Below are 22,522 nucleotides of genomic sequence, written 5' to 3' on the forward strand. Positions count from 1 at the left end.
CCCTCTGCAAAAGAGAACAGCCTAACCACTGGCCGGATTTTACTCCGCCGCACTCGGCGTTATGCCGGCGCTCCTGTGGCCTGGTTTGTCACCGCCGTGCACAGCCTCGAACAGGAAGTGGCTGACCATGGCCGAGAAGAGGATGATGACCTGGCGCTGCTTGTCGCGGCCCACCTTGTCGACGGCCGTCTTCATGTTGTCGTAGATACCTCGCCTCGGAACGCCGCCGAGAACGCGGAAGGCCTAATTGTGGGCGTCGAACAGCATCTCGTAAGTCTGGATCGGGTAGGCCCTTGGCGTAAAGGCGCGGCTGTAGGACAGCTTGACGTGGGCGACCTGCAATTTGGTTCGCTCGCCGGCGATGATCGCCCAGTCCTCGGACCAATCGAACTGGAAGGCCTCGCCTGGCACGAAGGCCAGGGGCACGAAGGTGCCGCGGCCAGTGGTCTGCTGCTCGCGCTGCCGGGCCGCCTTCCAATCCCGGGCAAAGGCGGCAACGCGGTTATAGGAGCCCCCATAGCCGAGAACGGCCAGATCGGCATGCAACTGCTTGATCGTGCGCTTCTGCTTGCGGGACTTGCCCGTCTCGACACGCAGCATCGCCGAGAGTTTGTCGGCGTAGGAATCCAGCTTGCTCGGTCGGTCCGGAGCCGTGAACTGCGGCTCGACGCTGTCGGCGCGCAGGTACTTACGGACCGTATTCCGGGAAAGACCGCTGCGCCGGGAGATCTCCCTGATCGAGAAATCGTCTCGATGGCGCCAGCGTCGAATGACACTCAATAACTCCATGTCGATCACTCCGATGTCCCCCGCACCAATGGCGTGGGGCGAGTTCAAACATGGGTCAGTTCTCGATGGAAAAACCGAGGCTGCCTGGGTCAGCTCTCAGTGGAAATCAACACATGTGAGCGCTTGAGCGCTCCAATGCCGCCCGTTTCGGCATCGGGTATGTCGGGCCGGCGATCAAATACACGGATCAAGCAGGAGTCGTTCGATTGAGTGTCTCCCGCAAGGCCAAGCCGGCTACCGCAGTTGCGCCGAAAGCTGTCGCGCCCAACCGGAAGGCACCGCCTGAGACGAGGGCGAAACTAGCTCGCACCCATTTCCTTGGCGTCGGTCGGCGTCCCCTGTCGGCATATGAAGCTGCGTCCTCGGACACGAACATCCCTCGCGTCTAAGACGTCTCGCTCTCAGTTTCGGCGAAGAGTCAGCGCGATGCAACTGCTCGTTCGGCATCTTAAGCGCAACGAGGCATGGATCCAGAATCTCGTTCGCGCCATGTGCCACATCGATGTCGGCGCAGCCCGGTTCCAGTGTCGCGGTGCCTCCAGCTGAACAACCTGTGCGCCGCGGCGAGCCCCTTTCTCGACTCGCATTAATCCAGCAATCGACCATCTGCCGCAATGTCCGCTCCTTCCAGTATGCTGAAAATCTCCTCCTTCGTTCGTGCCCGACGAAGACGCTCACGCACCGCCTGTTCCCGCAGCGACTGACAGATGCATCTAAGTCCTTGCAGGAGGCCGCGCATGTCGTCAGCCGGCCAAAGGAGGGCAAAGACGAGGTGCACGTCTTCGCCATCGTGAGCGTGGTAATCCAGAGGTCGACTAAGTTGGGAGAAGGTCGCGACCGGCCGTAGGAGATTATCCATCGGAGCATGTGGAAGCATGACGCCCTTGACGCTCGTCGGTCCGATCAGCTCTCGCTTGTGCAGGGCACGGTAGATCGCAGCCGAAGCGATCTGCGCCCGAGGTTCCAGCCTGCGGGCAAGCTGCCCCAGGAGGTCTTTCGGAGACATGGCCCCGAGACCGAGCGTGATGTCTTCCGGTGAAAGAATATCAGCGACGTGCATCGACGCCTCCACACTTGGGCTGTCGCGGATCGCGGACAGCCCGGATATGTGCCGGCATCGCCGGCATCCGTTTCCCTGATTGTGATGCGATGCAGCCGATCTCACCTTCGAAGGTGAGATCGGGTCACTCGTCTGACGCGAAGTGAACCGTAATGCGTCGATGGGAGGGTTGTTGGATGCACATGCCCTTAACAAAGGAAAGCCAAACCAAAAAATCAAGTAGGAGCCGCCTCCGGTAGCAGGCTTGACAACGTCGGAAGAAAAGCCGACATCAGCTTCATGAAGATGTCGGCCGAATTCTCATTTGTGCGCGGCGACCACGGTTTCCTGGTCGCAGGATCGTAGCCCAAGATCGGCCGCCGTTGCTGCCGATCTTGGGGTTGGCGACGTTTCCTTCATTTAACCTTCGCAAGATTTGCCTCGAACATCCGTGGCGGCGTAGCCACGCCTCGTGAGGCGCTATGCCGTTCGCAAACCATTGCGTCGGATTTCACCAGGAGTGGTGGCATGCATTTCCATCGCAATTCCCATCGGGCAGGTCGTCTCGTTAAGGGATTCTTGCTCCCGGAGTAGGGCGCCGCCATTCGCGCCGTCGCTTCTCCGGGCCACGTCACTGTCAAGGATGATGAAGCTGACGAGGACGCGGATGCGTCCCATGGAGGACCCAATGTATGCCGAGAAGAGACATTTACTGAGTTCCAAGGATCACACGACACTGGAATGCCTTTTGAATAGGGCAATCAGCACAGGCGACAATCTTGCAGGCCTGATACGCCGTAAGCTCGCCAACGCGATCATCACTTTCCCCTCGGACGTTCCCCCGAACGTCGCGGTGATCGGCAGTCTCGCCGCCTACCGCTTCGGCGATGGTGAAATCGCGGTGAAACGCTTGGTGGACGGCACGAAGGACGAAGCCCCCGATGGCGAGGCGTCGGTCAGTACGCCGTTGGGCCTTGCGCTTCTGGGCATGACGGAAGGAGAGACGGCGTCGTTCTTCGACGCGGACGGCTCGTTGCGCGTCTTGCACCTCGACGAGGTTCGTAACCACGGGGAGGCAATCGCCTCCCGTGACGCAGTTCGGGGGCCCTTCCCCTCCTACATGCGACGGAACATGCGCCCGGTTCCGGGGCAGTCCCTCGTCGATTTCGCGTCGCGCCATCAGTCCCGCGCACGCTTCCCCGGCTTCATGAACGACGACGATCCTGGTCCGTCGGCGGCCTGACACGCTGCGAACATCGCCGCGGTTCCACTGGCGGCAGGGCAACCCCTGCCGCTGGCTCCCTTGCGCTGCTTGTCCCGTCGACCCGATGCGGCAGGCAGAAACCTTTCCGGACATAGCTGAACATGCCAACTAAACCGCTACGCCACGTCCTGCTGTACGCAGCCGTTTTCCTCGGCGGCTGCGGCTTTCCGGAGGATCCCGCCGCCACCACGGAAAGGGTTCGGAGCGGGACGCTCGTGATCGGCGTGCTGGAGGGCTCTTCATTCGCCAGCTTTCGGGGTGAAACACCGGCCGGGGCGGACATCGACATCGCGATGGGGCTGGCGTCCAGGTTCTCCGCCGAACCCCAATGGGTGCGGGGCTCCGTGGACCAGCTTCTCTATGCTCTGGACAACGGCGAGGTCGACCTCTTGGTGGGCGGCTTGGCGACCTCCACGGTCCTGTCGAGCCGTACGGCCCTCAGCCATCCAGTTGGACGCATGCCGCTCGGACCAGCACACGAAGGACGCGTGTTCGCCCTCCGTATGGGGGAGATCGGGTGGCAATTGGAGGTGAACCGCTTCATCGGCGAACTGGGGGTGGTGCACTGATGCCAGACGTCTGCGTCCGGGACAACGACGGACATCGTTGGCGCGCAACTCGGTATGGAGCACCAAAGCCCTGCGCTTCACACAGGAGACAAGCATGAGCGACGACAAGACCGCGGGCATCCCTCTCCGCGACGGCCACGCCGGGCGCTATCAGGTGGCGGCCATTCCGGCCCGAGTGACTGAAGACGGTTCGATGGAGGTTCTCCTGGTCACGTCGAGGGAAACGCGCCGCTGGATAGCCCCGAAGGGTTGGACCATGAAAGGGATCAGCGACAACCGGGCGGCAGAGATCGAGGCCCGCGAAGAAGCCGGTATCCGCGGCAGCGCGTTCGCGTCCCCGATCGGCGCCTACAGTTACTGGAAGCTGTCGAGCACCGCATCCCGCCTGACGCGTGTTCATGTGTATATCATGCGTGTCGAGCGTGAACTGAGAAGTTGGAAGGAGAAGGACCAACGGGAGAGGAGATGGTTCGAAGCTGCCGAGGCTGCCGAACGCGTCTCGGAGCTTGAACTGAAGTCTCTCCTGAAGTGCCTGCCGTTCGACGAGTCCGTCCGCAGGTTCGTCAGTACCTGACCCCCTGCGATCCGGAACGTCCGGATCAACATTTTGAATATGCCGTCGTCAAAGATTTGACACGCCGGCTGGACGCAGCTGACCATGCAGGATAGCCCGAGCGTATGAGCCGAACATCTGCAACAGCAACAAGCCACCAACCATCCGACGACAGGATTCTCCTCGGCATCGTCCTGATGCTCGTTTTCTGCGTCGTCGCCCCCCTGATCGACGTGGCTTCCAAGATTGCGGTCCAAAGTGTTTCGGCGGGTACGGTGACCCTCGCCCGCTTCCTCGTTCAGGCCGCCCTGATGGCGCCGATCGTCCTCCTGATGCGGCTACCCGCCAGACTGAACATGCGGATCGCACGACTGACACTGTTGCGGGCCTCGGCCAACATCGGCTCGACCTTCTGCTTCGTGGCCGCCGTCAGGGTCATGCCTATCGCCGACGCGCTGGCCATCGCCTTCGTGTCCCCCTTCATCCTCCTTCTTTTGGGACGGTTTCTCCTAGACGAACAGGTCGGGGCGCGGCGCATTGCGGCTTCGGTCGTGGCGTTCCTCGGCACGGTGCTGGTAATCCAGCCGTCCTTTGCCCGCTTCGGTGCAACGGCCCTCTTGCCCGTGGGCTGCGCCGTCTGCTTTGCGCTTTACATGCTCGTGACGCGTCATCTCAGCCGAGAGCAACATCCTGTCTCGATGCAGCTTCACACCGCTCTCGCCGCCAGCTTCATCTGCCTTCCGCTTCTCGCCCTTGGGACGGTCGCCGACATCGAACCCATCCGCTTCGTTCTGCCGGGCGGAATGATCTGGCTGGCCTGCCTCGCCGTTGGCGTCGCGGCGACGGTGAGCCACATGGCGATGACCTATGCGCTCTCCTTCGCGCCGTCCTCTACTTTGGCGCCGTTGAACTACCTGGAGATAGTCACCGCGACGCTCTTCGGTTTCCTGTTCTTCGGCGATTTCCCAGGCGGCATGACCTGGACCGGGATCGCGACCATCGTTGCCTCCGGGCTCTACGTAATCCATCGGGAGCGTGTCGTGGCACGTTCGGCGGACGTGGCTTCCGCATCCTGACCATCAAGACAGCCTTTCGCTCGATCACGACGAGCACGTGGGAATCTCGAGCACTTTGTGGATGAGGTCGAGAAACCGTCCGGTCATTCAGCCATTCGGGTCGCGATACGCCATGACCTCGGATCGATTGCAGGAATAATGAGCGCCTTCGATCGGTTCGGCTGACAAATGTCACCTTGCCACCGCGATCAGGTCCGGGACCGTCTTTCGGCGGCGCGCACGTGCAGCTCACGCACCCTTTCCGCCAGTTCCGCCACCGGGCCGTCGACCCGAACGCCAATGGCGACGTCCCCGATCGAAAGCGACCGCACGGGAGAGGGCTTTGCCCCGAGTTCCGACTGCCACTGCATGAGCTGGGCGGAGGAGGAGGCGTAGACGATCCGCCCGAGACCAACCCAGGCGTGGGCAGCCGAACACATGGGACAATGTTCGCCCGACGTGTAGACAGTGGCCGCAACGCGCTCTTCGGGCTTCAGGCGTTCGGCCGCCCATCGAGCGATTGCGAACTCCGGATGCTGTGTTGCATCACCGCCTCCGACTTCGTTGGCGGCCTCGAGAAGCACCGTGCCATCTTCGGAGACGAGAAGGGAACCGAACGGTTCGTTTCCTGCCTCGAAAGCGTCGGCCGCAAGCCGGACACAGCGTTCGAGGTGCCTTCGGTCATCGTTGTCTATCATGATCGGGTACACCCTACCGCACACTGTCGACGCCGGACGAACGCTATATAAGACTTCCTTCGCTTGGCAACACTCGAGCGGCTCGCCATTGCGATCGATGACCAGGTCGTCGACGAAACGCTTTTGAAATTGCTGGCTCCACTGCATTGCCGTTCCAGCCGCTTGACGTTGTCGGCCGATAGGAGTGCCTCGCTCTCCGCCATTCTACGGGTGCTGGGATGGATAGGTTGCCCTGTCTATAGCGGCGAGTGCGCTTTCGACCCTTGCCGCGAAGAAATCCATAAACATTCGGGTCTTGGGATCCTGGTGGCGGCGATGCGTGTAGACGCAAGCTATTTGAACGGGCAACGGGGGCATGGCGTCGAGAACGGTGACAAGCCGCCCTGCCTTCAAATCCTCAGCGATCTCGAAGACGGGCTTCAAGGTGATGCCCTTGCCGGATAAGGCCCAGTCGGTCAGGACGTCGCCGTCGTCGCTTTCGAAACGCCCCGTAACCGCATACTTTACCGTGCCTGTTTCAGTCTCCAATTCCCATCGAAACTCCGTCGCACCCGGGAACCGGAGATTGAGGCAGTTGTGTTCGCCGGATTCGAGATCTCGTCCCGATGACGGGTGGCCGTGCGTCTCGAGGTATTCCGGGCTGGCGCAGAGAACGCGCCGACATCTTGCGATCGGGCGGATCGTCAGATCCGAACTCTCCGGACGCTCGAGTATGAAGGCGACGTTCAGCCCTTCGGCGGTCAGGTCCATCGGATGGTCGCTGAGGCGCAACCGCACGCTGAGGTTCGGATACAGGTCAGTAAAATCCGGAATGCTGGGCGCGATCAGTCGACGTCCCAGCCCAAGCGGAGCACCCACGTGAAGCATTCCGCGGGGATCTTTCGTGATCGCGCTCACGCCCGCCTCCGCCTCGTTGACCGCCGCCAGAACTTGCAGAGCCCCTCTGTAGAATATGTCTCCCTGCTCCGTCGGGCTCAGCTTGCGTGTCGTTCTCTGGAAAAGTCTGACAGCGAGATGCGCTGATCACGGGCGGCCGACGACATGCTGCCGAGCTCGTAGATACGCACAAAAGTGGCGACGCTTTCCAGATAAGAGATCTTCAAATTCCTTTTGAAGGTGCTTGGCATTTCCCTTGTCTAATGGGAAGCGGATCACGCCACTAGGTATTCCTCATCGATTGCGACGTCGGGCCTGAACGGAATGTCCGGGTCAGCGATCGTCCATTGCACGAGGAAATCTCATGAGAAACCTTCTTATCGCCGCTGCTTTCGCGTTGACGCCCGTGGTCGCGGCCCATGCCGAAGAACAGAAGAACCCGATCAGCGTTCACGTTCTGAGTACCGAGGACGGCAAGCCTGCCGCAGGCGTCGAGGTCGTCCTGGAGAAGAGGGACGGCAGTGGATGGACGGAGATCGCCAAGGCGGTCACGGAAAAAAGCGGACGGATCTCAAGCCTCTTTCCGACCGACCAGACATTCCAGAAGGGCGACTACCGCGTCGATTTCAAGACCGGAGATTATTACAGGAAGATTGGTCATGACACCTTCTTCCCGGAAATCACGATCCCCTTCACGATCGAGGATACCGCTCAGCATTATCACATCCCGCTGCTTCTCAGTCCTTACGGTTACACGACTTATCGCGGTAGCTAAGCCATCATCTCGGCGACGCCTCCAGCCAGGCGTCGCCAGCCCCCCGAAGCCCCCCCCCCAGTGCCGTGACCAACTCTGCAAGCCGACGCGTAGTGCGCGGGGCGACCGGACACGTCTGAAGTCGCAATGCTCGAAGGAAAACCAGTGCCCGCCAAATTCCTCATTGTCGCCGTCGCTCTTGCCGCCACGAGCACCGGATCGGTCGCTCAGGACAAGCCCTCAGTGAACGACGGGGTGATCCAGCAAAATACCATCTCGCTGATGCTGTCCAATAGTCTCGCGAGTGCCGCTTTGGATGCCTGCTCAGCCATAGGTCAAAGAGCCGTGGTCGCCATCATCGACCGCGGCGGGAATCTCGTCGCCTTGCAACGCGGCGACAACGTAGGGCCCCACAACACCATCGCCGCACAGCGCAAAGCGTTCACGGCCCTGTCGACCAAGAGTGTTACCGCAGATCTCACCGAAAAGGCGCGCAACGATCCCGCGTCGCAAAACCTGAACACCGTCAGCGAACTGCTGCTCTTAGGCGGTGGGGTTCCGATTGTCGTCGACGGCGAGGTTATCGGTGCGGTCGGGGTGGCGGGGGCTGGAGGATCCGCCAATGACGAGTCCTGCGCAAAGCAGGGCGTCGAGAAGGCCCTTACTGGGTTGGGGCCGAAGTAGCCGCGCTGCCTTCAGGACTAGACCTCAAGACAGCAGACGAGGGCTTCCACGTCGCGGGCCGCTCGAAGACGCCTCATCCAGTCCGGGCGAGCTGGTCGCCTGGAGCGGTGACGGCCAGAACGGTCAACGTCTGCTTCTTGCCAGCCCTCGTATTCCACACGATGGACTGCCCCTCCGAGAGGCCGATGAGCGCCGCACCGACGGGTGTCATGATCGACACGCGTCCCTGCGAGATGTCGGCTTCCGCCGGGTAGACAAGGGTCACGGTCCGCTCGGTGCCGTCGTCGGCGCGGTACGTCAGGCCCGACCCCATGCGCACGACGTTCGGCCTTGCCGCCCGTTCGGAGACGACGCGGGCGCGGTCGAGCTCGTTCAGCAGTTCCTCCGCCACCTTCGGCGACCGCTCGAGGGCGGCGTTGGCAAGCATCGAGAGGCTCGCATGGTCTTTTTCCGTAATCGATATTCGGGGCAGACGGCTGCCGTTCTGCTGGTGGCGCATAGGTGCTCCTTGCGAACGCTGTGCTCCTACGCGGCATGGCGTCGAGTGTAGCGCTCAGATGTTCCGACCTCGTGCTTTGACGGGGCGGGATAAGATAGGAGGATGGATGAAGATGTGCCCCGTCGCTTCGGACGTGGGGCGATCCGAAGGCGGGGTTAACGCGGTGCGGCGGGAGTGACCCAGACGCTGAGCCCCTTGCGGAGATCGATCATCGTCATGACCGGAACATCGTGCCTTCGCGGGGGCCTGTCAAGAATCAGACTCTCGCCGGAGACGGGCGCCGTCGCCTTTCCCGCTGGTCCCCAGGGCGTTATGCCGAACGCTCCACGCATTGATACGGAGAGTTCGATGGCTTGCCGGGTCTCAAGGGAGATGGTGTTAGCGCGTCTTCGCCGACACTTGGTCGAATGCGGACACGGCCCCCAGCAGAAGTTGGAGCCAGAGCGCATGCTTGCCGAGCGGTTGGGGTGCAGCCGCGAGACGCTGCGCGCCGCCCTGCGCGTCCTCGAGCTGGAGGGACATATATGGCGGCATGTCGGTCAGGGCACCTTCGTCGGCCAACGGCCCTCGCACGAGCGCATCCCGCCGATGGTCCTCGCCGAGATGGCGTCGCCTGCCGACATCATCGACGCACGCCTCCTTCTCGAGCCGGGCATCGCCGCCGCCGCCGCTGAGAAGGCAAGCGACGGGGACCTTGCCCGGCTGCGGGAATATGCGGAGCGGACCCTGCGGGCGACTGACTGGCAGATGTACGAGGTGGCGGACAACGCGTTCCACACGGGCATTGCACGCTCTACCGGAAACCCGCTGGCGATCGCGTTCCTCGGCGTCCTCTCTGCCGTTCGCTCGCGCGTGCGCTGGCAGCGCGAACACGACCTGACGTTCCGGCGCGACCGCGGGAAGGAATACACGGAGCAGCAAGGCCGGATGCACGCCGCAATTCTCGACGCCATGGAGGCGCGGGATCCAGAACGTGCCTACCGGGCGATGGATGCGCACCTGCGGGCCGTCCGAGAAGTCATGGTCGTCGACTAACCGAGCGGGCCGAAGCTCCCCTTCCGGGCCAATTCACGTACCAATGTAAAGTCGCTCCACGGGTCGGTAACCAGCCAACCCGGAGTTTTCAATGCGGTTCCGTTTCGACCCTTTCATCCCGACGATGATGGGTGCCATCGTGCTCGCCACCTTTGCACCCGCGCATGGGAGCGGCGCCCTGGCTGTCTCCTGGGCAGGGACGATCGGGGTCGCAGGGCTGTTCTTCGGACACGGGGCAGCCCTGTCGCCGCAGGCGGTCCTTGCCGGACTGCGTCATTGGCGGCTGCATGTCTTCATTTTGGCGACGACGTTCCTTGTGTTCCCGGCGATCGTCTATCCTCTGACCCTGTTGCCAAGGGGCTGGTTGCCGGCAGACCTGATATTAGGGTTCGTGTACCTCGCCGTTCTGCCGTCCGCCGTCTCCTCCTCCATCGCCTTCACCGCAATGGCCCGAGGAAATGTTCCGGCAGCGATATGCAACTCGGCGGGATCGAACGTCTTCGGCCTGCTGCTGACCCCGCTTCTCGTCATGGGCCTGATGCAGGAGTCTGCAACCATGGATCCCTTGGGTTCTCTGAGGGACATCTGCCTCGGACTACTGCTGCCGTTCATTGCAGGACAGCTCGCCAGGCCGTGGCTGGCCGGGTTCGTGGGTCGGCATCACAGGCGGCTGCACCAGTACGACCAGCTCGTCATCGTCGTCGTGATCTACGGCGCATTCTCGCGGTCCGTCGCCGAGGGCTTGTGGAGAAGCCTTCCGCCGGCGGCGCTCGGGGCCGCCGTCCTGTTATGCGTCGCGATTCTCACGTTTGTCATGGCGTTCACGATGTTCGGCTCGCGGCATCTGGGGTTTTCCAGAGCCGACGAGATTGCCGCCGTCTTCTGCGGCTCGAAGAAAAGCCTCGCCTCTGGTCTGCCGTTGGCCCAGGTACTGTTTGCCGGGACAAGCGGCTTCGGCATGATCGTTCTCCCCATCATGCTCTACAATCAGATCCAGATCGTCGTCGGGGCCGTCCTGGCCGGACGATATGCTCGTGGGGCCGGCGAAGAAAGGCGGCACGCCGAGGCCGAGAAACGGAGTGCGCCCACGGTAACATAGAAACATTGGAGAAGCGGTTCTCCAAGAGCAGAGCCGTGGGTGCAGCTAGTCGACCCTCTCGTCCTCGCGGCGATCTTCACTCTCTTTGCCCTCGACGGCGTCACGTTTCCCCGAGGGGCATCGACATCCTTGACATTATGTCTGCGACATCCCACCTGACGCCAATGTTGATCTGCCTCTCCCCCCTCCACGTAAATCGGGATATTCCTATCGCGGGATACTGACCCACGATTCGGTTGCGTCGCGCGCCGGTCGTGGATTTCGGAATTTGGTCCGCATTGCGGCCTATTCTCCGGAGACGGCGACATTCATTCATTGTGCGAAAGGTGCCCCGCAAGCGCTGAAGAGCGGCGGCAGCATATCGACGGGAGGCCTGCATGGCTTTCAGGACGCCGCGATACGGCAAACCGAAGATCAGAGTTATACGTTCAGACCGTGCACGGCCTTGTCGCAGCATGAACGCGCTTTCGCCCACGAGCTCGGCCATCTGGGTCTCGCCGAAGGTAAAAGCATATCGCATTGGTAAACCACGATGGCATCGAAGTTCGAATTCTAAGGTGTCCGGTACCAGCTAGAAGCGGCGGCGCGTGAAAAGCACGCCTTGACGGTAATCAGGTCGTCTCCGCCTACCCGACCGACTCTTCGCCCGATCATGGCCGCGGCCTCCGGGACACCGCGACCGGTACCCGTCGGCTGCCCCGCAGCCGCTTAACATTTCCTCGGAGTGAAGGCGTCGGCGCGTACGGAGACTGTCGACATCCAGAGGGAAGCAGCTTGAGCCTCGGTGACCGCACTACTACATGGCTTATAATCTGTCGTTAGGCTGCCTTTGCATGCAACCACATTCTCTTGCTATACTCACATTTTACTATTGAGTGGCAACAGTTCTTTCGTACATTAGTTAGCATTTGATAAACAATTGCTGTGTAAATAAATTTGCTTTATATGTAGATTGTGCTATATTTCCTTCATGACCATAACTACCTGCCGATATCTGGTCCTCACAGGCCCTTTGCTGCACTGCTCGTAGCCCCGAGCGACGGAACATGGTGTTCGCCGTCTCGGGGTATTGTCAGTCCAAGCCTGGCCACAGCTCCCGCGGTGATCCGTATCTGGTGAAGCTGGCCATCATTCCCTGTGACAGCCTGGTCCGCCTTCTAAGTGCATGCGGAAAGGCTGATCCGTGTTGTGAGAACAAAATGTCCATCCACCAGCGGCCGCTGAACTCCATCCTCTTCAATACCCCGCGCCCGTCTCGTTGGACGGTCGTCTCGTCATTCTTCGCCCAAGTTTCCCATCGTTGGCAGAGGAGGGCCACCATTAGGGCACTGGAGATGCTCGATGACAGGCTGCTGGAAGACATCGGCATCGCCAGGAACGAAATTCCGAGAATTGCCGGAGGTCGTCCCGGTGTGCCTAGCGACTCTACCGTCGCAGGTGCAGGCACCAGACGGACGCCAGGCTTCATCCGCTGAAATCGCCTTGAGAAAATGAGGCATGATTATCAGCGGCCCTTCCTGCGGCCCTTTTCGAAATGAATATTGTCTCATCGCAAGATATTATGCTGGCGCAAAACGCGCCAAGCAAACCTGTGCCAAGGCTAGGTCAGGGTGGCTCGTGTCCAGTTGCAACGGGGACCCGACGGATTCGATGATTTCGGCCGCAGTTGCGTGGATTCCCTGAAGCGACGTTGGCGGGCCTCCAAGCCCGCCGACGCGACAACGAAAATCCGGTGCCAACAGCATGCTGGCGTGCAGCCAAGGCAGGGCACAGTTTTCCTGGTGGCTTAATTCGGATTTCAGAACAGGCCTACTCAATGAAAAGGATCATCCTGCGAATGCACATGCAGCCAACTGTCTTTCTAGGGCCAAGTTTGCCTCTCGATGAAGCTCGCGAGATCCTGGACGCCAATTATCAGCCGCCGCTGCGCGCTGGCGATCTGGAACGAATGAACACTGGCACTTCAGTTGGTGTCATTGATGGCATCCTCGATCCTCACTGCCGTCTGCCTATTGAAGAAGCGCGGCAGGCATTAAGCCGAGGTGTGCGTGTTTTCGGTGCGGCAAGCACCGGCGCGCTTTTGGCGGTTGAGCTTGAGGGCGAAGGTGTTGTCGGGGTCGGGAGAGTATTTGCCTTTCTTCAAGATTACGTCGGCGATCGAGAGGATTTAATCAAAATCGTGTATCATGATCATGACAATATCTCGTTGACGATCCCCTTGATCGGGGCTGCTCTTGCGCTGGGCGACTTGTCTCCGAAGCAGACGAGGACCCTGATCAAAGACCTCTCGGGACTGCCTCTTTGTAAGCGAACTGCCAGCGCGATTGAAAGCCGCATGCGGAGCGCCACGGAGCAGGAAAGGTGGAATGCTGTTCCAATTGCGGCAATGTTCGACGTGAAAGCAGACGACGCCCGTCAGCTCCTGCGCCATCTATCCAACCTCTGAATGATAGCGCTGAACCATTGCCGGCGCATATCGTGCGCAGCGGAGGTTCATTGCATAAGTCTTCCTTCTCTCGGAGGTCATGGGCCATTCGGAGTTCCAAATGATTGCTTTCAAGCCTCCCGCCTTCTGGTGGCATTCGCTGGGATGGCAGGCAGCGCTTTTTTCCCCAATTGCTTTGGCCTACAATGCCATAGCATGCTGGCGCCTCAGCAACGGCAAACGCGCCAGGGTCGGAGTGCCGGTACTCTGTATCGGCAATTTCACTGTTGGCGGCGGTGGAAAAACGCCTACGGCTCTTGCTCTTGGCCATGCCGCGCAGCAACTGGGGCTAAAACCCGGCTTTCTTTCATGCGGCTATGGCGGCTCTCACTTAGGACCGGTGTTAGTCGAGCAGCATCATAGTGCCGCGTTGGTCGGAGATGAGGCGTTATTGCTCGCTGCCGTGGCACCAACCGTAGTGGCAGACGATCGCAGGCTTGCCGCAAAATTCCTGATAGAAACGGGGGTCGACTTCATTATCATGGACGATGGCTTTCAGAGCGCCGGGATTGCGTTTGATTACGCCCTTCTTGTCATCGATGCTGATCGAGGTTTCGGTAATGGCATGGTTTTTCCGGCAGGCCCGCTCCGCGCCCAGATCTCCCAACAAGTCCAGCTCGCCAACGCAGTGCTGCTGATTGGCGAGGGCTCTGTCGATATTCGGGCAATTGAGCAGAACGCATCTGCTGACATGCCGGTGTTCAAAGCAACACTGAGGCCGCACGATCCGGAACACTTTCGAGGCCGACGAGTACTCGCTTTCGCTGGTATTGCAAATCCTGGAAAGTTTTATCGCTCGTTGTGCGGCATCGGAGCCGATGTCGTCGTGACCCGCGACTTTCCCGACCACCACTCTTTCACCGAAACCGAGATGAGGCGGCTTCTGGAAGCAGCGGAACATGCCAAACTATCGCTGGTCACGACGCGTAAGGATGCCGTCCGGATCGACCAGACGAAGAAATACGGTTGCCGTCTAGCTTCAGTCGTGGAGGTGCTTGATGTAGGCCTCGCTTTCGGACAGCCAGGCCTTGCATCAAATGTCATCGGAAATACCCAGGCAAATCATCGTAAGTGATGTGGAGCATCGCTTCGGCCTGGATCGGCTTCATCGGCTTGGCGCCGCTGCGAAAAAGGCGGAGCTGTCGTTTTCCGTGAGATGCGAGCCGGTAGGCCACTTAGGAAGTGGACTCATTTCGCATTGATCCAGATACGGACGGCTGCGAGCTTGATGGCTTCAAGGAAGTTGTCGGCGCGTCGATCGTAACGCGTTGCAATTCCTCGCATCTGCTTGAGGCGATTGAAGAAGCGCTCGATGAGGTTGCGCTGCCGGTAGACCCAACGGGAGAAGCTGAAGGTCGCTTTGCGGGTCGAGCGTGGCGGGATGTTGGGCCAGGCGCCACCATCACTAAGGAAGGCGCGGATCCCGTCGGTGTCGTAGGCCTTGTCGGCGAGGACGGTGGCTCCCGGCACGACCGCCTCAAGCAGTCGGGTTGCGATCGGCGCGTCGCCGGCTTGTTCGGCCGTGAGTTCGATCCGCAACGGACGGCCCTCGGCATCGACGAGGGCATGGATCTTTGTCGTCAGGCCGCCACGGGAGCGTCCATGCAAGGATCGGCAGAGCCCCCTTTTTAGCGCCGGCACCGTGCCGGTGGACGCGAACGCAGGAACTGTCGATCATAACGATGTCGCCGTCATAGGCCTTTGATACGCCTTCCAGCAGGCGGTCCCAGACACCGGCGGCCCGCCACCGGCTGAAGCGGTTGTAGAGGCCGGCAGCATCCTGTGCAAGCGCTCGAAGTCGGCGGCGACGGCCGGACCGCCACCATCCTCTTCGTCGACGAGTGCCCCGATGACGATGTCCTCGATCCTATCAAACGCTTTAGCTGCCTCAAGGGTAGAAACAGTCGTCGCACCGACCAACCACTCGTAGCCGAGAACGATAGGTGCCGCCGTGGGTTTGAGCATGAAGCTCGCGATCTCGGGTGCAATCTCGTAGACGCCCGAGGAAATGCTGAGATGTGGCACACACCCCGGGCCTGCGCAAAACGGAGACCGGCGAGGCGATCGTCCGAATAGAAGACGGCGACGGCACGAACCGGACGCTCGCCGAGGCCAAGATCGTCGGCGGCCGGGTCGAGCAGGACGCCTTCCGCCTGGCTCAAGTCGGCAGCCGCTTCCCGGCTCTTCGCGAGATCTCGACTGCCGATCAGCAGCGGTAGATCGGGGTAGCTCGTCCGCAACGTTCGCGCGGTCAAGCGCCCGATGGCGCCGGAGCCCCCCATCAGAAGGATCGGATCTGATGACATTGGCATTCCTCCTGTCCTCACCTAAACTTACAGAAGGTAGGCTTAAGCCACATAACTTACTTTTAGTAGATTGCGCAACAGGCGGCGACCGGATGAAGATCGAGATCAACGACGGAAGCAGGTCGAAGCCCCGCCGTAGGCTCTCGGGCGCGGAGCGGCGACGCCAGTTGCTGGACACGGCGCTTCGCATTGTCCGAGCGGAGGGTGCGGATCGACTGACGCTCGGACATCTCGCGGCGTCCGCCGGCGTCTCCAAGCCGGTAGCCTACGATCACTTCGGGACCCGATCGGGCCTTCTCATCGAACTTTACCGATGGATCGACACGGAGCGGGTTGATGCGTTTCGGGACGCAATGGCCACGGGCGAGCGGAGTTTCGAGGAGACGGCGGCCACCCTGGCCGCGGCCTACATCGACTGTGCAGCCGACATGACCAACGCGTTCCATTCCGTCGGCGCTGCCCTTGCCGGCAGCGAAGAAAAAGCGGCGGTGCTCCAGGAACTGCTGGACCACTCAGTCCAGATGTTCGTGTCGGTCCTGAAGCCCAACAGTGCTCTGCCATTACGGGAGTTGGAGCGGCGTTGCATCGGCCTCGTCGGGGCCGGCGAGGCGCTTTCGGCGGCGCTGGTGCGCGGCAAACTCGACAGGGCCGCAGCCACCGGAGTCTTTTCGTCATTGATCAAGGGAAGTCTGGAGGAGCGCCCGACTTGAGATGGCACCGAGCCGAGCAGACTACCGCCTTCAAACTCCAGGGTACTCCTTAGGCTGTGTCTGCACGGCTTGCTGAAAAGCAGGAAGCCTGCGACGAGTGCCGATGGCAACTATGGCCATCGCCCTCCCAGAAGAGCAGCCCGACTGCATGTCACCCTGTCCTGTCATCCCTTTCCCGGTCTCGGATTGTGTATCACTCACTGTCCGTGATCGGTGGAATTGCCACGTGATTCCGGATTCTCGTGGAGACCGCGACCCGCATACATCGCAGGGCCCGTTCAGCTCGACGCGCCGTCCCCATGGGCGACGCGTCGCACGTTGACCAACATCGGACCGCATTCCCAGCAAAACAGGGAGAAGGCGAGGATCCACGATAGGCCGGCGGCGACGATCAGCGGACCATAGAAATCCGGCAGGACATTAGCCAGGAGCCGCAGCACCGCGGCGAGCAGGATGGCGGCATAAGAGGCGGCCGTCATCAGCGAGGCTGTCAGCACGCGCCCCGTATGGCCGCGGCTGACGCGGCTCATCACCGCGATCATCATGGAGGCAACAGCTCCGACCGACAGGAGATGCAGCACCGAGAACTCATCGATCACACCCAGGGTGCCGAGGGCGATTCCGAACAGGCCGAGGGCGACGAAGGCATAGGCCAGGTGCAGGATCAGCAGAAGCTTTTCCGGCCATGTCCTCCAGCCGCGCCAGCGGTAGAGACGGATCGCGTGCAGGAGACCCGCAGTCGTTGCCAGGACGGCCGTCGCCGGATGCTCCGGTCGCACGACCCAGGCGCCCAGCGCCACCAATCCGGCGGCAATGGCGATCTCGTCGAAGCGGTTGTGCGGCACCGGAAAGGTCTTGTGGCCGAACTTCTTCATCCAGTTGCGGGTAAAGCTCGGGATGATGCGGCCGCCGATGATGGTGATCAGCATGACGTAAGCGGATATTCCCAGACGGTTGAAGGCACCGGAATGGTCCTGGCCGATGACGGCGTGGTGAAACAGGATATTGGCAAGCGACAGCGCCGCGAGACCCGTGATGACCTTCAGATCGCTCCATTTGCGACCGGCGACCACTTCGCGGGCGCAGATGAACAGCAGCGAGGGTAGAAACAGCGCATCGACGACAGCCGCCGCGGTGACGCCGATCAAGGCCGGAGACAGCATCGCCAGTCGGCCAATCGCCCAGATCGCCACCAGCACCATCAGTGGCGGGCCCGAAACCGGCAGTCGACCGGTCCAGTTGGGAACCGCCGTCAGCAGGAAGCCGGCAAGGACCGCCGGTGTGAAGCCGAACAGCATTTCATGGGCGTGCCAGGCAGCCGCGCCATAGTCGCCGCCGATCGGCCAGCCGAACGCCAGCGCGGCGATCCACAGCAGCATCGCGATGACGGCCCAGGATCCGCCAGCGAGAAAGAAGGGCCGAAAGCCGTAGGAAAACAGGATTGGCCCGGTAATAGCCAGCCCACGCGGGATGGCCCGGCTTATTCGCCTAGGCGGAGACTCCGGGAGCTGGGTGATCCTTGGCTCGTTCTGCATCGACTTGTGTCTCCTCACGCTTACCCGACTACAGCCTGTGCGCCCGGGCCTCTTTGCGAAACCGCAAGTAGACGCATCTTCCCGGAAACGACCCGGGGTGAGGCTGGCTCCTCGGACGCCAGGTCCGGTGGCGGCCCACCAACGTTCTGGCATCTGGTGCCTTCACCTCGCATGGCGGCGACGGTCTGAAGCGATCGCACCTTGCGCCTGCGCGGGAATGCTGATGCAACGGCACCTGTTTCACCGTTCGAGGATAAGCCGTGGCGGGAATTGACCGGACACTTGTCAGATCACTCACCCTGTTCAACAAGACGAGCGACGCCGACCTGGACGCGCTGCTGAGCTCTGCCGCATCCCGCCGAGTTCCGCGGGGAGAAGCGGTATTCGAGCAGGGTGCCCCGGCGACACACTTCTACCTGCTTCTGCACGGTCGCCTGAAGGTGATGCAGGTCACGGCCGACGGCCAGCAGATCATCGTTCGCGTAGTGCATCCCGGCGATCTGTTCGGCTTCGCAAGAGCTCTACAGCGCATCGACTACCCCGGCACAGCGATCGCGGCCGCCGAAAGCATCGTGCTCGTCTGGCCCACTGACATGTGGGCAGTTTTCCTCGAGCAGAATCCGGCATTGGCAATCGGTGCCATGCAGACGATTGGGCAGCGGCTCGAAGAAGCCCATACGCGCATCCGGGAAATGTCGACCGAAGAGGTCGAGCGACGCGTCGCGCATGCCGTCCTGAGGCTCATCAAGCAGGCGGGCAAGACGGAGAAGAACGGCATCCGCATCGATTTCCAGATCTCCCGCCAAGACATTGCCGAAATGACCGGAACGACGCTGCACACGGTTTCGCGCATTCTCAGTGCCTGGGAGGGGAAAGGGCTGGTGGAGGGGGGGCGGCAGAAATTGCTAGTCCTGGATCCTGAAGGGCTATCGCGATTGGCGGAGGGCTATCGGGACTAACAGATTGAGCATGTGGATGAAAAAGCGGATCCTTGCGTTTTCTCAAGGACCGGCGCGGCTACCACGCCTATCTCTCTGGCGACGATCGGACAGGATGTCTGTCCCCAAGGAGAATGAAAATGGCCATCGCTTCAAAATTTCTCACGAGTCTAGCGCTGCTTGCATGCCTGACCGCCCCTGCTCTCGCCGCCGATCTTGAAGTCCATATGCTGAACAAGGGCGCCGACGGCATCATGGTCTTCGAGCCGGTGCTGACCAAGGTCAGTGCGGGTGACACCGTAACCTTCATTCCGACCGACAAGAGCCACAATGCGGAAAGCGTGAAGGACATGTTTCCGGACGGCGCCGAGGCGTTCAAGGGTAAAGTCAACGAGGCGATCAAGGTGACGTTCACCGTGCCGGGCACCTACGTCGTCAAGTGCACTCCGCATTACTCGATGGGCATGGCCGCGGTCATCGTCGTCGGCGATCCGGCCGTCAATCTCGAAGAGATTAAGTCAGCGAAATACCCGAAGAAAGCAAGCGAACGGGTCCTTGGGGCTCTTTCAGCGCTGTAGTAGTTCCACCGTACCTGAAATTGCCTTACGTCCCCGCTCTGGGGGCGTTTTGCGTTCGCCAAACATCGTCTCGTGACTTGTGACAACGGCTAAATCAAAGCGGAACCGCAACGGGCGCAGGCGCAACACGGACATGCACCTCCGCTGATCTGCCCGCGTATTCTCGACGCCTTGGCTCCCCACATCGCCGCTTCCCTCCTGTCTATACGATGACCGCGAGCCCTCCTCGGAGGTAATGGACGCGGGGCGAGGCCCCGTCCGGTGCGGTGGAATTCATGCGTAACGATACGTCCGCCGACCTACGTGCGCGGTCGAGCACCGGCTTGACCGTAACACAGCCCGCGGGGAGCCCCGATCCCGTCCGGAGCAACGAGAAGGGTGCCCTGGATCTCGGTGCCGTGCGAGCTCGACGAATCGAGGGCGTGTCGGCAGCTCGGTGCATGGACGTCACCTCCTCGATCCGCGAAAAGCCCGCCGACGCCGGAGGCTCGCGAGAGGAAATCGTCCCGGCCCCCCTGCGACCTCAGCGCGGCCGGCCTCTGTTGGCCGAACAGGTAGGGATCGGCCCGACGACGCTGACGGACGACCGCCGGAAACTCGAGGAGAAGAACCTGTACACGAGGTTCAACATCGTCATCGCACTTCTTCCACACCCTTGTAAGCGAGCGCTTCGTCACCCTGTGTACGCCACCTGCGACCAAGCGCGGCGGTACCTGTTCGAGCAGGCAACCAAGACGGACGATCTGGGCACGCCCTCGCCCTCGACAACCTTATGGCCCTTCAATCGCCCTCGCCGTCCTCACCGGTGAACAGCGTCATCCTGAAAATCGTGCCGCCACCTTCCACCGGCTCTGCCCATAGGCTGCCGCCATGCGCTTCTACGATGGTTCGGGAGATGGAGAGGCCGACTCCCAAACCCCGTTTTTTGGAAGTGACAAAAGGCTGAAAGAGCCTCGGAACGACATCCGACGCGATGCCCGTTCCCGTGTCGGCTACCGCAACCTCAATGGTCTCTCGGTCGACGCGGCGGGTTTCAATTGTCAGCCGCCGAATCGCCGATCCCTGCATTGCCTCGATGGCGTTCCGAACGAGGTTCAGGAGTACCTGCTGGATCTGGACCCTGTCCACCAACACCACGTCGACTTCCGAATTGAACGAGTACCGGACCTCAACGCCGCTCTCTCCAGCTCCAACGAGCCCCAGCGCGCAAGCTTCACGGATCAACTCTCCGAGCTTCTCAGTTTGCCTCTCGGTCTCGCCTCGAGCGACGAACTCCCGCAGACGGCGGATGATCTCACCACCGCGCAAGACCTGCTTGCTAGCCTTTTCGATCGCGTCGCGAACTATGGCAAGATGCTCGGGTGAGCCGTCAGCCAAAAGGCGTCGCGCGCCGCTGAGGTAGTTGGCGGCCGCGGTCAGCGGCTGGTTCAACTCGTGGGCTAGGGTCGTCGCCATCTCGCCCAACGCAGTCAGGCGCGACATGTGGATGAGCTCGTCCTGCAACTGCCCGAGCCTTCTCTGTGCCTCGTCGTGCTCGGTCATGTCCCGGATGAAGCCGGTGAAGAACCGTTTTCCCCCAGCATGCAGTTCACCCACAGTGAGTTGCATCGGGAAGATCGAACCGTCCCGCCTGCGGCCCTCGACCTTCCGGCCGATGCCGATGATGTGCCGCTCCCCCGAACTTAAGAAGTGGCCAATGTTGCCGTCGCGTTGCTGGCTGTAGGATTCCGGCAGGATACTGCCGACGTTCATGCCGACGGCATCGGTGGCGGTATAGCCAAAAAGCTGTTCGGCGGTGGCGCTAAACGACTCGATGAAGCCATGCTCGTCAATCAGGACCATGGCTTCCGGTACTGTCGCGAGGACGGACCGCAAACGGGCCTCGCTTTCCTCAAGCTTCGCCTGCGCGTCCATGGTGGCGGTGACGTCACGCGCAACCTTCGCTGCTCCGACCAAGCAGCCGGCCCGGTCATAAACAGGAGAGTCGGAGAGCGAAACATCAATGAGGCTCCCGTCCTTGCGTTGTCGCTTGGCCACGTAGAGTTCGACACTGTCTCCGATAGCGATCCGGTCCAGGATCGTCTGCGGCTCGCCTTTCATCCCGGTCGGGAACAGCATCGAGATGTGCCTGCCGATCGCCTCCGCAGCCGAGTAACCGAAAATCCTCTCCGCTCCGCGGTTCCAGTCGGTGACCGTCCCGTCAAGCGTCTCCCCGATTATTGCGTCACCGATGGACTGGGCTATCATGCTCCAGCGATCCGCGTCTTGCCGAGGAGCGGCTCCAGTGGTTCCGAAGCCGACTTCCCGAGCCTCTTCGCGCGCCTCGTCGGGGTCCGGCGGCTCACTCACTCGTCTAGCTCCCAGGTGGCAGGAAACTGGGCCAGCACGGCGGTGCGCGGCCCTGTCTGTGTAGCCGGCATTCGGCGATGGGCATGAAGCTTCGCGATCTACAATCCGTCGCGTCTGTGGACGCTAGGGCATGGGTGGCCGGGGAGCAAGACGCGAACATGGACATGCTGGACGATCTCAGATGTCGCCACGTGACGTCCGCCGGCACGGTCGAGAAGGCGCTGCTCGAGATCGAGACACGAACCTTCGACGGCGCGATGCTCGACGTGAACCTTCAGCGCTTCGATAGCTGCGACGTCGCGGACTCGCTGGTGAGCCACGGAGTGCCCTTCATCTACTCGACGGGGAACTGCTACCGAGAGACGAGGGACGGCTTCTACGTGTCAAACGGCGTTCAAATCTGGGTCTGACTCACATCTGATGCAGTTTGGCTGCGGGAATGACGGTTTCCGTTTGGGGGATCGCTGCCATGTCGTGCCGCCTTTCGCTCTCTTCCGTGGTCCCGGCGGTGCGGCGCGACAATCAGGATGGGAAAGGGCGACAATCAAGATGAGAAGCAGCCGCCGTTGTCGTGACGGAGGGAGGGCGTAGCCCGAACGAAGTCACGACAACGGCGGGCGGGTATTTGATGCCCCTCTGGCGATCGCGGTCGGCATGGCCTGCGGTGTGTTCTTCTCGATCGAGAGGACCCCGCGTGCCCGGCTGCC

General features: G+C 61.3%; 22 protein-coding genes and 3 pseudogenes. 16 read left to right on the forward strand and 9 right to left on the reverse strand.

The genetic code is table 11. The annotated features are described in order from the left end of the window. Positions 1-102 precede the first annotated feature (102 nt). Positions 103-789 (reverse strand): annotated as a pseudogene (gene istA / locus IEX88_RS22340) (IS21 family transposase); the annotation flags it as partial. Positions 790-1,375: 586 nt separating this feature from the next. Then, positions 1,376-1,849 carry a PTS sugar transporter subunit IIA gene (locus IEX88_RS22345; RefSeq protein ID WP_188854710.1) on the reverse strand — a complete coding sequence of 158 codons (474 nt, stop codon included), beginning with the start codon at positions 1,847-1,849 and terminating at the stop codon, positions 1,376-1,378. A gap of 667 nt (positions 1,850-2,516) precedes the next feature. Between IEX88_RS22345 and IEX88_RS22350 the strand changes: the two genes are divergently transcribed. The 4 genes from IEX88_RS22350 to IEX88_RS22365 all read left to right on the forward strand — a co-directional run bounded on the left by IEX88_RS22350 (position 2,517) and on the right by IEX88_RS22365 (position 5,290). After that, a complete protein-coding gene (locus tag IEX88_RS22350; RefSeq protein ID WP_188854711.1) occupies positions 2,517-3,071 on the forward strand; it encodes a GreA/GreB family elongation factor in 555 nt (184 codons plus the stop codon). Between the two features lie 122 nt (positions 3,072-3,193). Further along, a complete protein-coding gene (locus tag IEX88_RS22355) occupies positions 3,194-3,661 on the forward strand; it encodes a transporter substrate-binding domain-containing protein (RefSeq protein WP_188854712.1) in 468 nt (155 codons plus the stop codon). 94 nt (positions 3,662-3,755) lie between these two features. Beyond that, positions 3,756-4,235 carry an NUDIX hydrolase gene (locus IEX88_RS22360; protein ID WP_188854713.1) on the forward strand — a complete coding sequence of 160 codons (480 nt, stop codon included), beginning with the start codon at positions 3,756-3,758 and terminating at the stop codon, positions 4,233-4,235. A gap of 104 nt (positions 4,236-4,339) precedes the next feature. Then, complete coding sequence (locus IEX88_RS22365) at positions 4,340-5,290, forward strand: DMT family transporter (RefSeq protein WP_188854714.1); 951 nt, start codon at positions 4,340-4,342, stop codon at positions 5,288-5,290. A 188-nt stretch (positions 5,291-5,478) separates the two neighbouring features. On the opposite strand, the gene IEX88_RS22370 is transcribed toward IEX88_RS22365, so the two are convergent. Both IEX88_RS22370 and IEX88_RS22375 read right to left on the reverse strand, forming a co-directional pair. Next, positions 5,479-6,114 carry a nucleoside deaminase gene (locus IEX88_RS22370; RefSeq protein WP_244640437.1) on the reverse strand — a complete coding sequence of 212 codons (636 nt, stop codon included), beginning with the start codon at positions 6,112-6,114 and terminating at the stop codon, positions 5,479-5,481. A 57-nt stretch (positions 6,115-6,171) separates the two neighbouring features. Then, positions 6,172-7,064 (reverse strand): annotated as a pseudogene (locus IEX88_RS22375) (LysR family transcriptional regulator). Between the two features lie 143 nt (positions 7,065-7,207). Between IEX88_RS22375 and uraH the strand changes: the two are divergent. Together uraH and IEX88_RS22385 are read left to right on the forward strand one after the other, a co-directional pair. Beyond that, complete coding sequence (gene uraH / locus IEX88_RS22380) at positions 7,208-7,618, forward strand: hydroxyisourate hydrolase (protein ID WP_188854715.1); 411 nt, start codon at positions 7,208-7,210, stop codon at positions 7,616-7,618. Between the two features lie 126 nt (positions 7,619-7,744). Then, positions 7,745-8,281 carry a GlcG/HbpS family heme-binding protein gene (locus IEX88_RS22385; protein WP_188854716.1) on the forward strand — a complete coding sequence of 179 codons (537 nt, stop codon included), beginning with the start codon at positions 7,745-7,747 and terminating at the stop codon, positions 8,279-8,281. 73 nt (positions 8,282-8,354) lie between these two features. Here IEX88_RS22385 and rnk read toward each other — a convergent pair whose 3' ends face one another. Continuing rightward, positions 8,355-8,780 (reverse strand): nucleoside diphosphate kinase regulator, encoded by a 426-nt coding sequence (gene rnk / locus IEX88_RS22390; protein WP_188854717.1) that lies wholly within the window; start codon positions 8,778-8,780, stop codon positions 8,355-8,357. A gap of 372 nt (positions 8,781-9,152) precedes the next feature. On the opposite strand from rnk, the gene IEX88_RS22395 reads away from it, so the two are divergent. From IEX88_RS22395 to lpxK, 5 genes are all read left to right on the forward strand, one after another. Further along, positions 9,153-9,815: a FadR/GntR family transcriptional regulator gene (locus IEX88_RS22395; RefSeq protein WP_244640449.1), complete on the forward strand. Its 663-nt coding sequence runs from the start codon at positions 9,153-9,155 to the stop codon at positions 9,813-9,815. Between the two features lie 91 nt (positions 9,816-9,906). After that, the gene (locus tag IEX88_RS22400) at positions 9,907-10,914 is read left to right on the forward strand and encodes a bile acid:sodium symporter family protein (RefSeq protein ID WP_188854719.1); all 1,008 of its coding nucleotides are present in this window, start codon (positions 9,907-9,909) and stop codon (positions 10,912-10,914) included. Positions 10,915-11,960: 1,046 nt separating this feature from the next. After that, positions 11,961-12,389, forward strand: a complete 429-nt coding sequence (locus IEX88_RS26905) for a DUF1127 domain-containing protein (RefSeq protein ID WP_244640438.1) — start codon at positions 11,961-11,963, stop codon at positions 12,387-12,389. 341 nt (positions 12,390-12,730) lie between these two features. Beyond that, a complete protein-coding gene (locus IEX88_RS22410; protein ID WP_188854720.1) occupies positions 12,731-13,360 on the forward strand; it encodes a TfuA-like protein in 630 nt (209 codons plus the stop codon). A 100-nt stretch (positions 13,361-13,460) separates the two neighbouring features. Continuing rightward, entirely contained in the window at positions 13,461-14,474 is a 1,014-nt protein-coding gene (gene lpxK / locus IEX88_RS22415; protein ID WP_188854721.1) for a tetraacyldisaccharide 4'-kinase, read from the forward strand. Between the two features lie 113 nt (positions 14,475-14,587). On the opposite strand, the pseudogene IEX88_RS22420 reads toward lpxK, so the two are convergent. Both IEX88_RS22420 and IEX88_RS22425 read right to left on the reverse strand, forming a co-directional pair. Then, positions 14,588-15,164: pseudogene (locus tag IEX88_RS22420) on the reverse strand (IS5 family transposase); the annotation flags it as partial. After that, positions 15,074-15,424: a hypothetical protein gene (locus IEX88_RS22425; RefSeq protein ID WP_188854723.1), complete on the reverse strand. Its 351-nt coding sequence runs from the start codon at positions 15,422-15,424 to the stop codon at positions 15,074-15,076. The gene IEX88_RS22425 and the pseudogene IEX88_RS22420, both read right to left, overlap by 91 nt. Between IEX88_RS22425 and IEX88_RS22430 the strand changes: the two genes are divergently transcribed. Both IEX88_RS22430 and IEX88_RS22435 read left to right on the forward strand, forming a co-directional pair. Further along, complete coding sequence (locus IEX88_RS22430) at positions 15,418-15,618, forward strand: hypothetical protein (protein ID WP_188854724.1); 201 nt, start codon at positions 15,418-15,420, stop codon at positions 15,616-15,618. The genes IEX88_RS22425 and IEX88_RS22430 overlap by 7 nt on opposite strands. 179 nt (positions 15,619-15,797) lie before the next feature. Next, the gene (locus IEX88_RS22435; RefSeq protein WP_188854725.1) at positions 15,798-16,415 is read left to right on the forward strand and encodes a TetR/AcrR family transcriptional regulator; all 618 of its coding nucleotides are present in this window, start codon (positions 15,798-15,800) and stop codon (positions 16,413-16,415) included. Positions 16,416-16,693: 278 nt separating this feature from the next. Here IEX88_RS22435 and IEX88_RS22440 read toward each other — a convergent pair whose 3' ends face one another. Next, positions 16,694-17,950 (reverse strand): NnrS family protein, encoded by a 1,257-nt coding sequence (locus tag IEX88_RS22440; protein ID WP_188854726.1) that lies wholly within the window; start codon positions 17,948-17,950, stop codon positions 16,694-16,696. Positions 17,951-18,210: 260 nt separating this feature from the next. Here IEX88_RS22440 and IEX88_RS22445 point away from each other — a divergent pair, with 260 nt between their 5' ends. Both IEX88_RS22445 and IEX88_RS22450 read left to right on the forward strand, forming a co-directional pair. Continuing rightward, positions 18,211-18,909 carry a Crp/Fnr family transcriptional regulator gene (locus IEX88_RS22445; RefSeq protein ID WP_188854727.1) on the forward strand — a complete coding sequence of 233 codons (699 nt, stop codon included), beginning with the start codon at positions 18,211-18,213 and terminating at the stop codon, positions 18,907-18,909. Between the two features lie 119 nt (positions 18,910-19,028). After that, positions 19,029-19,466 (forward strand): pseudoazurin, encoded by a 438-nt coding sequence (locus IEX88_RS22450; protein ID WP_188854728.1) that lies wholly within the window; start codon positions 19,029-19,031, stop codon positions 19,464-19,466. 780 nt (positions 19,467-20,246) lie between these two features. Here the strand turns inward: IEX88_RS22450 and IEX88_RS22455 are convergent. Next, positions 20,247-21,815: a PAS domain-containing sensor histidine kinase gene (locus tag IEX88_RS22455; RefSeq protein ID WP_244640440.1), complete on the reverse strand. Its 1,569-nt coding sequence runs from the start codon at positions 21,813-21,815 to the stop codon at positions 20,247-20,249. Between the two features lie 158 nt (positions 21,816-21,973). On the opposite strand from IEX88_RS22455, the gene IEX88_RS22460 reads away from it, so the two are divergent. Continuing rightward, on the forward strand, positions 21,974-22,225 hold the full coding sequence (locus tag IEX88_RS22460) for a response regulator (RefSeq protein ID WP_188854729.1): 252 nt from the start codon (positions 21,974-21,976) through the stop codon (positions 22,223-22,225). Positions 22,226-22,522 lie beyond the last annotated feature (297 nt).

Source organism: Aureimonas glaciei, from assembly GCF_014643375.1.
Lineage (GTDB): Bacteria > Pseudomonadota > Alphaproteobacteria > Rhizobiales > Rhizobiaceae > Plantimonas > Plantimonas glaciei.

Coding starts and splice junctions, on each gene's coding strand:
- IEX88_RS22345 (WP_188854710.1), bottom strand. CDS start 1,849: ATGCACGTCGCTGATATTCTTTCACCGGAAGACATCACGCTCGGTCTC.
- IEX88_RS22385 (WP_188854716.1), top strand. CDS start 7,745: ATGCTCGAAGGAAAACCAGTGCCCGCCAAATTCCTCATTGTCGCCGTC.
- IEX88_RS22365 (WP_188854714.1), top strand. CDS start 4,340: ATGAGCCGAACATCTGCAACAGCAACAAGCCACCAACCATCCGACGAC.
- IEX88_RS26905 (WP_244640438.1), top strand. CDS start 11,961: ATGGTGTTCGCCGTCTCGGGGTATTGTCAGTCCAAGCCTGGCCACAGC.
- IEX88_RS22435 (WP_188854725.1), top strand. CDS start 15,798: ATGAAGATCGAGATCAACGACGGAAGCAGGTCGAAGCCCCGCCGTAGG.
- IEX88_RS22395 (WP_244640449.1), top strand. CDS start 9,153: ATGGTGTTAGCGCGTCTTCGCCGACACTTGGTCGAATGCGGACACGGC.
- rnk (WP_188854717.1), bottom strand. CDS start 8,780: ATGCGCCACCAGCAGAACGGCAGCCGTCTGCCCCGAATATCGATTACG.
- IEX88_RS22350 (WP_188854711.1), top strand. CDS start 2,517: ATGTATGCCGAGAAGAGACATTTACTGAGTTCCAAGGATCACACGACA.
- IEX88_RS22410 (WP_188854720.1), top strand. CDS start 12,731: ATGAAAAGGATCATCCTGCGAATGCACATGCAGCCAACTGTCTTTCTA.
- uraH (WP_188854715.1), top strand. CDS start 7,208: ATGAGAAACCTTCTTATCGCCGCTGCTTTCGCGTTGACGCCCGTGGTC.
- IEX88_RS22355 (WP_188854712.1), top strand. CDS start 3,194: ATGCCAACTAAACCGCTACGCCACGTCCTGCTGTACGCAGCCGTTTTC.
- IEX88_RS22450 (WP_188854728.1), top strand. CDS start 19,029: ATGGCCATCGCTTCAAAATTTCTCACGAGTCTAGCGCTGCTTGCATGC.
- lpxK (WP_188854721.1), top strand. CDS start 13,461: ATGATTGCTTTCAAGCCTCCCGCCTTCTGGTGGCATTCGCTGGGATGG.
- IEX88_RS22400 (WP_188854719.1), top strand. CDS start 9,907: ATGCGGTTCCGTTTCGACCCTTTCATCCCGACGATGATGGGTGCCATC.
- IEX88_RS22440 (WP_188854726.1), bottom strand. CDS start 17,950: ATGCAGAACGAGCCAAGGATCACCCAGCTCCCGGAGTCTCCGCCTAGG.
- IEX88_RS22370 (WP_244640437.1), bottom strand. CDS start 6,114: ATGCAGTGGAGCCAGCAATTTCAAAAGCGTTTCGTCGACGACCTGGTC.
- IEX88_RS22360 (WP_188854713.1), top strand. CDS start 3,756: ATGAGCGACGACAAGACCGCGGGCATCCCTCTCCGCGACGGCCACGCC.
- IEX88_RS22460 (WP_188854729.1), top strand. CDS start 21,974: ATGGACATGCTGGACGATCTCAGATGTCGCCACGTGACGTCCGCCGGC.